The organism is Corynebacterium timonense (assembly GCF_900105305.1).
GTDB classification, from domain to species: Bacteria; Actinomycetota; Actinomycetes; order Mycobacteriales; family Mycobacteriaceae; genus Corynebacterium; species Corynebacterium timonense.
This window is the reverse complement of record NZ_LT629765.1, coordinates 2,026,789-2,038,737: the sequence shown is the minus strand read 5'-3', so window position 1 is coordinate 2,038,737 and position 11,949 is coordinate 2,026,789. Positions and strand designations below refer to the sequence as shown.

Sequence of the window (11,949 nt, the reverse complement as noted above, 5' to 3'; positions counted from 1 at the left end):
TAATGGGATGATTCGCGAGCCGCGGGAACCAGTAGTGTGTCTGGTGTGACGGTGAAAAGCGTGAGCGACAGGCTCGCCGACACCCCGCGGGTGCGCGAGACCATCATGGCGGCCGCGGCCGCAGCCCGGGGCATCGGCGACCCGCGGGCGATGACGCATTCGTGGCTGCTGACCGGCCCGCCCGGCTCGGGCCGGTCCACCACCGCCGTTGCGTTCGCCGCCGCGCTCGTGTGCACCGACCCGGACACGATCGGCTGCGGGCGCTGCCAGGGCTGCCTCGACGCGTTGTCGGATTCCCACACCGATATCGTCCACGTCGTACCGAAGGAGCTGGTCATCCACGTCGAGGCGATGCGTGACATCGTCCACCAGGCCGCCCGCCTGCCCACGGTGGCGAACTGGCGCGTCATCATCATCGACGACGCCGACCGCTTCACCGAGCAGGCCGCCGACGCCTTCCTCAAAACCGTCGAGGAGCCCCCCGCCAAGACCGTCATCATCCTCTCCGCACCCTCGACGGATCCGGAGGACTTCTCCCAAACGCTGCGCTCGCGCTGCCGCCACCTCTATATCCCCGCCCCCTCGGAAGACGAGATCGTGCGCATCCTCACGGAGGAAGAGGGAGCTTCGCTTCACGACGCCCGCCTCGCCGCCGCCACCTCACTGCGCCACATCGGCCGCGCCCGCCTGCTGGTGAAGAACACGGACGTGCAGGCCCGCCGCGCCCAGGCGATCAACCTTGCCGAGCTGGTGTTCCACGGCGACCAAGCCTTCCAGGCCGTTGGCGCGCTCATCGCCGCGGCGAAGAAGGAGTCCGTCTCCGCCTACGCCGAAGAGGACGAGAAGGAGCGCGTGGAGCTGGCGCAGGCCGTCGGTGTCGGCGCCAGGGGGAAGGGGGCGGCGAAGGCGCTGCGGGGCAGCGAGGCGGCACTACGCGAGCTCGAGGAGCGGCAAAAGAAGCGCTCGACGCGCCGCGGCCGCGACGTCCTCGACCTCACACTCGTGGACCTGGCGGGGGTGTACCGCGACGCGATGGTGCTCAAAAGCGGCGCCGACGTCGGGCTGACCCACCCGGATTTCGAGGGGTTGAGCGCCGAGATCGCCGCCCGGGTGGATCTCGCGGGCCTGGTCGCGTGCCAGGATGCGATTGCGAAGTGCCGCGAAAGCCTGGACCAGAACGTGCAGCCGACTATCGCGTTCAACGGGATGCTCGGGCGCATCCGCCAGGCCTGTAACGTCAAGTAACCTGCGGGTTTCACACTTTCAGTGCCCCTCGGTTAAGCTATGGCGCGGACATACTGCCCTGCGCAGGCGTTCCGGCCACCTTAGCTCAGTCGGTAGAGCATCTCACTCGTAATGAGAAGGTCGCGAGTTCGATTCTCGCAGGTGGCTCCACGAAAACCCCAGCTAGACAGCGTTTCTAGCTGGGGTTTCACTCGTTCACCGCGCAGGGAAGTTGTCCCAAGAAAGCCCAGGAAGTTTCTCGTATTACCGAGCACAGACCGAGCACAGACCGAGCGTTGAGGTGATCGCCGAGGACCGTCAGTAATTGCGCTATAAGTTGAGGAACCGCTACAGCGATTACCACACGCACCGTCGGAGATGGATATGTCGGAAGCCGACATGAGCCACTCCGCCATGTCCCAAAAAGGCGGAACCCCCGCACCGGCGCCAACCTAATGCGGGTGTTCTGTGAGACTAGCTGGACAGCCGCTCGACAGCCTTGCGAACTCCGTCAGCAAGGTACATGGCCACCAGCCGCACCCCGGCCGGCTCGCGATTTCACGCATCGCGGGCCAGGCCCTCCTCTTACCCTTCTGGGGTTCCGATTCGTTAGGCACTTTCGGTCTCACCTCCCTTCACGGTTAGAGGTGATCGCGGGTCAATCGCCTCAACCTTGGCGGTGGAGACAATCGCACCGCGAAGGAAGTAGAGCTCCACCAAAGGTGTCACTCTTCTGACAAGAATTTCAGGGGGCCTGTTCAAACGAGGCCCCGGAATCACGTGCCTGCCATTTTCCGCGTTCGCGCTACATAGAGACGGTTCGCGAATGTCCAAAGCCTGTGGATAAACAAGGCGTACTAGCCCGCGGCCGGCACCGCACGCATAGCTCCGCGCCTGGCAGTTTTCTCTGCACGCCGCGCCGCGTGCCGGGCTTCGCGTTCACGCTCGGCGGTGAGGTGTGCGTCTAGGGCGTGGGGACTGGCGTCGAGTCCTTCGTCCCAGAGATGGCCGTAGATGTTGAGGGTGGTGGAGGCGTCGCCGTGGCCGGGCGCCGCTGCTCGGCCGCCAGAGGAAGTGGTGCTCCGATAAGTGTATAAAGCGGGTTCAGCGCCCTCCGGAGCGTTACCCGGAACTTCAGCCCGGGACCAACGGGGTAGAGGTTAGCCCGCGGGGCCTGGCCTCGGTTTTCGAGGCGGCGTCGACCAATGAGGCGCTGGCGACGTACCAGGCGCTGCGTGACCGGCTGGCTCTCGAGATCGACGAGTCAGACCAGCCGCACGACGTCGCCGTGCTCTCGGCACGGTTGGCGGACGTCGTGGAGAAGGAGGGAAGTGCTCTTGACGAACTCCGACAGCGACGCGAGCAGCGCGCCGGGTAGTCCGGTTGGCTCCCAGACGCCGAGTTTCCTCGCGAAGCCCGCTTTGCTGGCAACGGACTTCGTCGACGGTGAAGACTTCGTTGACCTGGCCGCCGCGCGGGCTGGGGCGGCGCCGCTGGTGCCGTTCGTCAACCGCTCCCGCACGGGGGCGCGGTGGGGGAAGTCGGAGATTACGGCGCCGCTTCGCCGATACACCGATTCCGCGGTGCACACGCTGATCGCGATGGACATCAACCGCGAGTTTTTCTCCACCCCGCAGCGTTATGCGATCGGGTTGGACCGGGACTCGTTTGTCTCCCCGGACGGTGCTCATATGTCGCCGTGGCAGGTTGTAGTGGGCCGCATGTGGGCGACTGGAACGAGCGGGGAAGACGAGCAGGCCCCGGAGTTGGGTGAGTTCAAGCCGCAGCCTGCGGGGCCGTTCCTCGAGCAGATCGAGGGCCTGGCGCAGCTGGCTGCGGCCGAGGCGGGCCTGCCGGGCCACTACTTCGGGCTTCGTGGTGACCAGGCGACGTCGGCGGACGCGATCCGCGCGATGGAGGCGCGCCTGGTGAAGCGCGCGGAGCGGCGTCAGAAGTCGTTCGGCCGCGCGTGGGGTGATGTCGGGCGTCTTGCTGGGGCTGCCACCGCGGGGACGACGTTTGCGGACGCGGCGCCGGTGGGTGTGCGCTGGGGTGACCCGGCAACACCCACGGTTGCGGCGACGACGGACGCGATGGTCAAGCAGGTGCAGGCGGGCGTGGCCCCGAAGAACTCGCGGGTCGTGTGGGACCGTCTCGGCTACACGCCGGAAGAGCAGCGCGTCATGGAAGCCGAGGTGCGCCGCGTTGAGGCACTCGAGCGGTCATCAGCGTTGGCGTCGGTTGCCACCCAGGCAGAGGCAGAGGGCATTCCGGAGGAAGCACGTGCAGCAGCAAGGCAGAATCGCCCTGTTGGCGGTGATGCCCAGTGAGTGAACACCGTGACATGTATGCCGGCACACTGGATAATCTGCGGATTCTTGCCCAGCGTGACCTGCTGGCGTGGTGGAAACGCACTGAGGGGCTTGGATTTGTGGAGCAGAAGCGCCTTCTTGTCGAGCCGTTCGCGGCGATCGTGGCGAAGTACGGGGAGCATGCGGCGTATGCTGCTGCCGACTACCTGTTCCTGGAGCGCTCGCTGGATGACACTCTGCGCGAGTTGGAGTATCCAGAGGTGGCTGACCCTGTGGGGTTCGAGCAGGCGCGGGGGTCATTTCAGGCCGCGACGTGGGTCGATAACATCAACGATGCAGAAAAGCGTGCTCTTGCTTTGCGAAAGCTGCAGGGGATCACGAATCGGCTGGTTGTGGATCCTGCCCGCAGGACGGTCGGATTGGCGACTTTGAAAGCGGGCACACGGTATGCGCGTGTGCCGGAGCCGGGGGCGTGTTCGTTTTGCCTCATGCTGGGTTCACGTGGCGCGGTCTACAGCAGCAAGACGGTACTGAGTGAGCTCGGCAGGTATCACGATAATTGCCGCTGCTTGGCCATTGAGGTGAAGGTAGATTCGGACTTACCGCGGATCAATCGCGAGTTGATGAAACAGCATCAGGTGATTAGCCGAGAGGTAGGGCATGCTGCTGATCTGAATGATTGGCGACAGTGGGTTGATGCCTCGCGCCAGCAGACTGACACAGGCGCAAGCTGGCCACGGCTGAAGTACTGCAGAATCCCCAGTTACATGGGAAATGGGATATCGTCGGTGTTTCCAGGAGAAAAGCTGCCGCCACTAGATAAGATGCCGGGGCATGTTCTCTACGGGTGGAGAGACCCTAATGAGGGAGACAAAAAGAAACTAAGGGAAGGGAAGTCAGTCCGCGGGTGGCCACATAATGAGTTGCTTGCGGAAGGGCACAGGTGGGATTCAAAGCGAAAAGGCGCCTCAAAGTTCCCGAGGGGGTGGACGGACCAAATGATCGTCGACGCAGTTCGCGATACTATCGAAGACCCCCAATGGACGAGGAAGACAAGTTCGGCCAGAGAGGTATGGCGGATCATCGATGGGATTGTGGTCTACGCCAAATACGTCACAGCTGATGGATACGAGCAGTTCATCATGGCGTATCCTGAAGTCAAGAACAAGATCCCACCGCGAGCACGAAAAGTAGGTGATTGAAGTGGATAGCAGGTACGAGATGATCGATAAGATGATTGCGCCAGATGTCCCACGCGAAGCTGCAGAATCGGCCTTAAACGCGGGCGAGGAAGATGCCGCTATTTCGTCACTTGTAGAAGACGCTTATGAGTCTGGGAAACTGACGCGTAAAGCGTTGGAATTTGCGCTCTCACTTGATCTCGATTCCGGTGCTGGTGTCCTTGTGCGGTTGATCGCAGAAAATGCTTCCAAAGATAGCGTCGCCTAGTCGGTAGGTTCGCGCCGGGTTCGATTCCCGGTCGGCGCACAGCAAAACCCCATTGCCCCTGGCTGGTGAACTGCTCCCCATTAGTTGGACTGAGAAATCAGTTACCGACTTGTGGGGAGCAGTTCATGAGGAGTTTTCCGGGGGTCTCCTGAGAAGAAACATCGGCACCGAGCCTACGCGGGGCTGTGCCGCGCAAACGGCGCCGGCGAGGTTTTCAACCCGGGGCCGTACTTCACGCAACGAATTCTGCCCGGCGACTGGACCGCAGAGACTAACCTGCAGCCATGAGTTTCCTCCGTAAAACTGCTGCTGCCTCCGCCGCTCTATTCACCCTGTCCGCGCCTGTGGCCGCGGCCGAACATGCTCCGATGTCGGGGATCAGCCCCTACGCCCACGAGGCCATTCAGATGCTGCCGTATAGCGTGCCCGTCCCCTGGGACACTCCGGGAAGCCCGTACCGCCAGCTGAAGGAGTGCGCTCACAGCAACGCTGGGACGAGTTCACGCTTCGTGGGCGCCGATCAGGGCCTCTACCTCGCGGCGGTGAGCTGCGTCCTGTTCAACCCGATGCTCAACGGTGCACTCGACCGGCAGATGCGCGACGTCGCCGGGCGCTAACGCGTTCGAACGTGGACGGCCGCGTGTCGGGGCCGCGGGTTAGCTTCTCACCATGGCCAGAACATATCCCGAGGATCAGCCACAGGAGTGGCCCGGCGGTGTGGTTGTCCTGCGCGGCAACCGGCGGCCCCGGCCGACCCCCTCAGCTCGCTCGAATACGGGGGTGGCTGGTCTACGGAACCGGGGATGCCGTCTACCTCTGCGGCTTCCGCGGGGCTGGCTGCCAGCGGGACTGCAAGGAATTCGCCGTCATCGGCAACCCCGCCGAGGTCGAATACTTCGACATCAACCGTGTCATGACGTGGTTCGTCGTCTTCGCCAACCGCGAGCGCACGTGGGACGGCCTGGTCGCCAACGGTGCCAACCACGGAACCTTCTTCCTCGTCACCGATACACTGGTCAAGCTGATCGAGGATGCCCCCGCAGCGCGAGCTGGGCGAGCGCCCACGGAGAAAGGAAAAACTAAATGGAAATGAGCAACATCGCCGAATGGACGCTGGTGGCGGAGGCCCCCATCCCGGAGGACTTCCGCCAGATCGTTGTGCCCGGCGAGGAACCGATCGTGGCCTTCAAGACCTACCGGGACAGCGCCATCTTCACCACCCGCCGACTCATCGTCCGCGACGCCCAGGGCATCCGCGGCAAGAAAGTTGAGATGTACTCGCTGCCGTACTCCTCGATCAACATGTGGTCCACGGAGAATGCCGGCACGCTCGACTTCAACGCCGAGATTGAGCTGTGGACACGCGCCGGGTGCATCAAGATCAAGATCGGCCGCGGCCTCGACGTGCGCAAAGTCGACGCACTCATCGGTCGCTGCGTGCTGGGGGGCTGAGGAGGAGTAAAAACGGCTGGCGAGAGAAAGGGCACTGGTGGGAATTCACATCTGGGGGCTTCATAACAACGCGTTGAAGGAAGAGCTTCTCGAGCAGGGGTTTGTCAGCATCGGGTGGGATGAGCTGGGAGACTTGAGGGCATTGGCGAGGCGCCGAGAGGCAATCAAGGCGGAGCTGGCCCGCCTGCACCCGGAAGACTCTGCGGGACGCATTAGTACTCATGCCGGCGTGGTCTACCGGTTCGCTCACGTGATGGAACCCGGTGACTTGGTTGTTGCACCCTACAGGCCTGACAGCACCATCAACATCGGTCGCATCTCAGGTGAGTACTACTACGAGTCAGATGCGCCGCTCCACCGTCACCGCCGTCCAGTTGAGTGGCTCAAAACGGGTGTAGCGCGCAACGAGTTCAGCCAGAGTGCGCTGTATGAACTGGGATCAGCGGTCACGCTCTTTTCCGTGCGACGCCATCAGCAGGAAATTCTCGCGGTTTTCGAAGGCGACCGGGTGACAACTCCCCAGGCGCAGCCCGTCGCTGATGTCACCGACTCGGACGAGCCGACCCCTGAGATGCCGAATGCCGCTCGCATCGAGCAGGCGACGGGGGACTTTGTGCTCGAAGCAGTGAGTAAAGAGATCACACCAGCCGAGTTCGAGAGCCTCACCGCAGATGTGCTCCGCGCTCTCGGGTACCGCGCCCGGGTCACTCCGTACAGCAGAGACGGCGGGGTTGACGTGATTGCGCACAAAGACCCGTTGGGCGTGGAGCCGCCGCAGATCATGGTGCAGTGCAAGCAAATAATTGGATCCGTAACGGTACCTGACGTCCAGCAATTGGTGGGAGCTGGCTGGGGGAGCTCACTCTTGTTCGTCACCACTGGGAGCTTCACTCGGGACGCCCAAATAATTGAAAGGCAGAACGCCCGACTCCGTTTGATCGGGGGCAGCGAATTCGCTGCCTTAGTCATCGCGAACTACGAGAAGTTGCCGGAGAAGTGGCGCAAGGTAGTGCCGCTTCGCCCGGTGATGGCCGTCGACACCAGCGCGGAGTGAGCCTTCGATTCGAGAATGACCACCTCTGCGAAGGAACCGAGCTGAGCTGATTACAGGCGAGGCTGGTGCGGACAACGGATCATCGAGATGCCGTGACAGACCAAAGAGGACAGACGCAAAAGCGGCGCTAGGAAGGAGAAGAAATGTCGACGCCAGGTAATTCCGACAGGGCAGTCGCGCCGCTCACCCTTAACGGCGGCGTAGCGGCGTTCGACCCGACGACGCTGAAGATTGCGGCTGAGGTTCTCGGCCTCGAGCCGGGCGAGGCGCTCCGGCCGGGTGCGCCGCGGGTCCTGCGTTCTCTCGCCGACGTGAGCTGCACTGCCTCTTCGGTGACTGTGAAGATTGATACAGGGCTGCTGCGGTGGGATGAAACTCTCGCCCCATTCGCAGAGGAATTCACGGCGTACAACGGCTCCGAGGTCTGGGGAGTCCACCTCGGCAAAGCAACGGTGGTGAACTGTGGCGATGCGGTTGTCGCCGCGGTGCCCATGCGCGCAACTACGGCCGGCGGCGCTCCAATCCGAGCCTGGTTCGCCGAGTTAAAGCAGGCCCCAGCGGAGCTCGAAGGGTTTGAGCTCCTCGCCAGAACGCGGCACTACGAGGCGCGATGGCGGAGGGGAGCGGAGGACAAAAAGCTTCAACGACCGCTCACCCACATCACCGTCCCGGCGCAGCAGCTCACATACGAATCTTCAATCCCAAACGCTCTGGGTACGTCTACGGCGGTTGCGGACATCCGCCAGCAGTTCGCGGCCAACATGGACGAGACAGGTGCGCGGGTAATTGCTGAGACCACAATCCTCACCGGCGCGCCGGTAAATCTCCCGGAGGAGCATGTTTTCGGGACTAACGGCCCGGTCATGTTCTGGTTCACCGAAGACGGTAGCGAGTTACCCTTCTCAATCATCTACACCACAGCCGAGGCGTGGATCGTCTTGGAGGGCTTAGGACGTGACGCCCCGTAGGAAGCCAAGTAGCGGATCTGGGGCTGATGCACGGATAGGTGACATGGTTAGTCACGCGGCCTGAAGGGCCTCGTTGTTGATGATGGTCTCGAATTCGATGGGGTCAATCTGCCGAGGCGGTCTTGCCGTCTACGGCGGTGGTATGTGTGCTCGATCCAGTGCACGATCGCCGCGCGGAGCTCGTCTCTGGTTGCCCAGGATCGACGATCCAGGACGTTGTTGTGTAGCAGCGAGAAAAAGCTCTCCATGGCTGCGTTGTCGCCGCACGCCCCGACCCTGCCCATCGAGCCGATCAGCCCGTGATGGGTGATCGCCATCTGCATCTTCTGCGAGCGAAATTGCGATCCTCTATCGCTGTGTAGAACGCAGCCGGTCACGTCGCCTCGCCTGGCGACGGCGCTGTTGAGCGCGTTGACGGCCAGCCGGGATTTCATTGTCGAGTCGATCGAATACCCGACAATCCGCCCCGAGTAGACGTCCTTGATCGCGCACAGGTAGAGCTTTGCCTCGCCCGTCCAGTGCTCGGTGATGTCGGTCAGCCACAACTCGTTTGGACGGTGGGCGGTGAAATCCCGCTCGACGAGGTCGTCATGGACCGGAAGGCCCGGCCTTGCGGTGCCGACCCCGACCTTTCTCGCTGATGGCGCTTTTCCAGCCGCCGGCGGAGCAGATCCGCCAAGCGGTACGCCTGCACATCCTCTCGCCCGCGGCTTCGGCCTCGTCGGCGAGGTAGCGGTAGCCGAACTCCGGGTCCTTTCGGTGGGCGTCAAATAGAGCGTTGGCCCGGTACGCCTCGGCGAGCTCGGCGTCGGTGATCGGGTTCTTCAGCCACCGGTAGTAGGGCTGACGAGCTATTCCAAGTACCCGACACGCCACCGCGACGGGGACACCGTCAGCGGCGAGCTCGGTCACGAGCGGGTACCACCTTTTCCCGGCAGATTCGCCTGGGGCAGGTACGCCGCCGCGCGGCGCAGGACCTCGTTTTCCTGTTCAAGCAGACGCACGCGCCGCTTGGCCTCGCGCAGTTCCTGGGACGCTGCGGCGGTCGTGCCAGGTGTGATCCCAGCCTCCACGTCGGCTTTGCGGATCCACTTGTTCAGGGTCATCGGGTGGATACCGAAGTCGGCAGCGATCTGCCTGATAGTCACACCGTCTTCGCGGTTCTGAGCAACGCGCACCACGTCGTCACGGAACTCCTGGGGGTAGGGCTTGGGCATAGTAACATCCTTCCAGGCCGGCCCCGCAGGGCCAGCCAGATCAGATGTCACCTACTCGTGCACCAGCCCCTCCAACTAATGGGCAGCAGTTCATTCTAGCTGGGGTTTTCCTCATTTCCCGCGCCGCGGCAGAGCAGAGCTCCACCGACCATCCGGCGCGAATGCGCACCGCAAATCGGCGGGGGAAGGCGCTTGACACCCACGGGTGCTGCGCACGCGGAGCGGCAGCGTGCTGTTTACCGGTGGTGAAAGAAGGCCGGCGACCCCAGCTGCACCGCAGCACAAGTGAGGGCGGCCCGACGGGCGCCGGAAATCCGCACCGCGGGCACGCCCGAACGATCATGAGCCCTCATAGGGGCCTTTTACCTGGAGTTTTGCCAAAAATCCGAGTTTTCGGCAATGCTTCGACCTCGTCATTCCGGCGGTGGCCGTGCCGAACATTGACCGTGTCACCGCGCTGACGGGCACGCGGAGCGCTGCGCTACTTGCTGCGCTTGCGCCGGTAGTACACCTGGCGCCGCACGTGTGCGATGGCGTCGCCCTCCTCGTCGACGACGGTGGTGTCAAACCAGTGCAGGTACTTCTCCCCGCCGGCCGTCTTTTCGGCGATGAGCTCGTACGTCTCGTCGGGAATCTCCATGGTGGCGGTGAGCCGCCCCTTGCCGGGTTTGACAAAGCGCACCTCGCCCGCGACGTCCCACACCCGGTAGTCGCGCCCCAGCCGCGCCATCGAGGCGAGCATGAAGAAGGGGTCGGTCATGGCCATGATGGTGCCGCCGAACGCGGTGCCCACGGCGTTGCGGTTGAGCCGTGTGAGCTTATGCGTGACGACGACCCGAGAGCCGTCGTCCGCAAACTCGGCGACGCGGATTCCGGCGCCGAGGAAGGGCGGCCAGAGGAACATGAAGCGGCGCAGCGCTTTGGGGGAGAAGTGCATGGGGGCTCCTTAAGTGTACGTTTGCGTAGCGATTCTACGTGACGCGCACCACAGGCGCCCCTTAATCCTCGCGGGTCGAGGGCGGGAGATGGCGGGCGACGACCTTCCCGGTGGCGTTGCGCGGCAGGGAGTCGACGAAGTTGACGTCGCGGGGGATGGAATGGTCGGCCAAGTTGTCGCGCACCCAGTCGCGGATGCCGGCGGCGGTCAGGGCGCGGCCCGCCTCGGTGTCCTCGCGCACGACCCAGACGGCGACGCGCTTGAAGGTGTGCTCGTCGTCGACGCCGCCGGCGTGGACCTCGTGGATTCCGGGCATGCGCTCGAGGACCTCGACGACGGACTGGGGGTGGACGTTTTCGCCGCCGACGATGAGCATGTCGTCGCTGCGGGACAGCACGTGGAGGTAGCCGTTGTCATCGATGTAGCCGAGGTCGCCGATGTCGACGAGACCGTCGATGGTGACCAGCTCGGTGTCGGGGTTGGAGTAGCCGGTCAAAGCCGTTTCGTTGGTGAGGAAGATGCGCCCGACCTCGCCGCGGGGGACGTCGTTGCCGTTGTCGTCGTAAAGCCGAAGGATCGTGCCCGGCGGGATCTTGCCGGCGATGGTGGGGTCGGCGGCGATCATGTCGGCGCTGGCGCACGCCGCGAGGGCGAGCTCGGTCGAGCCGTAGTAGTTGGCCAGGATGGGGCCGAAGCGGTCGATGGTGCGCTCGACGAGCACCGGGGTGAGAGCGTTGCCTGCGGAGGCGATGAATTTCAGGGTCGAGGTGTTCCACTTCTCGTTGCCCGGCAGGTCGAGCATCTGCTTGAAGAAGATGGGCGAGGAGACGAGCCCGTCGCAGCGGAAGTTCTGGATCTGGCGGAAGACGTTTTCCGGGTCGAACACGCGCTGGGTGACCACGGTGTTGCGGGCGGCGAAGGCGATGTTGACGGCGGACCAGCCCCAGGTGTGGAACATGGACGCGGTGACCTGCACCGTCATCGCCCGGCGCCACGGGACGGCCTCGAGGTAGCCCGCGACGACGAAGGGGAGCACGGGTTCGGGGCGCAGGATGCCCTTGGGCACGCCCGAGGTGCCCGAGGACATGAGCACGATGTTGCCGTGCGGGGGGAAGATGGAAAGCGGGGGCAGATCGTCGTCGCCGCTGAGCACAATGCGCTCGATGGTGTCGTCATCGCCGTGGTCGGCGGTGGTGTGCGCCCACACCACCGTGATGCCCTCCATGTCCTCCGGGATGCGGTCGGCGAACTCGTCGTCGATGAAAAGGACGTTGACATTGTTTTCGGCGAAGGTACCGGCCAGTTGGGTCTAGTCTTGGGTAGTGGTGTATCGGGT

The 11,949-nt window shown here is 63.6% G+C and carries 11 protein-coding genes, 1 tRNA gene and 1 pseudogene; 10 read left to right on the top strand and 3 right to left on the bottom strand.

Annotated elements, in window-relative coordinates:
* Positions 1-45: 45 nt before the first annotated feature.
* From BLT81_RS09695 to BLT81_RS09650, 10 genes are all read left to right on the top strand, one after another.
* Positions 46-1,245: a DNA polymerase III subunit delta' gene (locus BLT81_RS09695; RefSeq protein ID WP_040421022.1), complete on the top strand. Its 1,200-nt coding sequence runs from the start codon at positions 46-48 to the stop codon at positions 1,243-1,245.
* Between the two features lie 74 nt (positions 1,246-1,319).
* Positions 1,320-1,395: transfer RNA gene (locus BLT81_RS09690), tRNA-Thr, on the top strand.
* A 1,166-nt stretch (positions 1,396-2,561) separates the two neighbouring features.
* On the top strand, positions 2,562-3,554 hold the full coding sequence (locus tag BLT81_RS09680) for a hypothetical protein (RefSeq protein WP_231286582.1): 993 nt from the start codon (positions 2,562-2,564) through the stop codon (positions 3,552-3,554).
* A complete protein-coding gene (locus BLT81_RS09675) occupies positions 3,551-4,738 on the top strand; it encodes a VG15 protein (RefSeq protein ID WP_019193782.1) in 1,188 nt (395 codons plus the stop codon). The genes BLT81_RS09680 and BLT81_RS09675 overlap by 4 nt, the downstream gene beginning before the upstream one ends.
* 19 nt (positions 4,739-4,757) lie before the next feature.
* Positions 4,758-4,985 (top strand): hypothetical protein, encoded by a 228-nt coding sequence (locus BLT81_RS12740; RefSeq protein ID WP_155860807.1) that lies wholly within the window; start codon positions 4,758-4,760, stop codon positions 4,983-4,985.
* A 284-nt stretch (positions 4,986-5,269) separates the two neighbouring features.
* Positions 5,270-5,602 (top strand): hypothetical protein, encoded by a 333-nt coding sequence (locus BLT81_RS09670; RefSeq protein WP_155860808.1) that lies wholly within the window; start codon positions 5,270-5,272, stop codon positions 5,600-5,602.
* 98 nt (positions 5,603-5,700) lie between these two features.
* A complete protein-coding gene (locus tag BLT81_RS09665; protein ID WP_019193784.1) occupies positions 5,701-6,078 on the top strand; it encodes a hypothetical protein in 378 nt (125 codons plus the stop codon).
* Positions 6,069-6,437: a PH domain-containing protein gene (locus BLT81_RS09660; RefSeq protein WP_040421023.1), complete on the top strand. Its 369-nt coding sequence runs from the start codon at positions 6,069-6,071 to the stop codon at positions 6,435-6,437. Before BLT81_RS09665 ends, BLT81_RS09660 begins: the two co-directional genes overlap by 10 nt.
* A gap of 37 nt (positions 6,438-6,474) precedes the next feature.
* Positions 6,475-7,491 carry a restriction endonuclease gene (locus BLT81_RS09655; RefSeq protein ID WP_019193786.1) on the top strand — a complete coding sequence of 339 codons (1,017 nt, stop codon included), beginning with the start codon at positions 6,475-6,477 and terminating at the stop codon, positions 7,489-7,491.
* A gap of 143 nt (positions 7,492-7,634) precedes the next feature.
* On the top strand, positions 7,635-8,459 hold the full coding sequence (locus BLT81_RS09650) for a hypothetical protein (protein WP_019193787.1): 825 nt from the start codon (positions 7,635-7,637) through the stop codon (positions 8,457-8,459).
* Between the two features lie 51 nt (positions 8,460-8,510).
* Here the strand turns inward: BLT81_RS09650 and BLT81_RS12735 are convergent.
* The 3 genes and pseudogenes from BLT81_RS12735 to BLT81_RS09625 form a co-directional block, all read right to left on the bottom strand.
* A pseudogene (locus tag BLT81_RS12735) lies at positions 8,511-9,676 on the bottom strand (IS3 family transposase).
* 481 nt (positions 9,677-10,157) lie between these two features.
* Positions 10,158-10,613 carry a DUF4442 domain-containing protein gene (locus BLT81_RS09630; protein ID WP_019193790.1) on the bottom strand — a complete coding sequence of 152 codons (456 nt, stop codon included), beginning with the start codon at positions 10,611-10,613 and terminating at the stop codon, positions 10,158-10,160.
* 61 nt (positions 10,614-10,674) lie between these two features.
* Positions 10,675-11,838: an AMP-binding protein gene (locus tag BLT81_RS09625; protein WP_019193791.1), complete on the bottom strand. Its 1,164-nt coding sequence runs from the start codon at positions 11,836-11,838 to the stop codon at positions 10,675-10,677.
* Positions 11,839-11,949 lie beyond the last annotated feature (111 nt).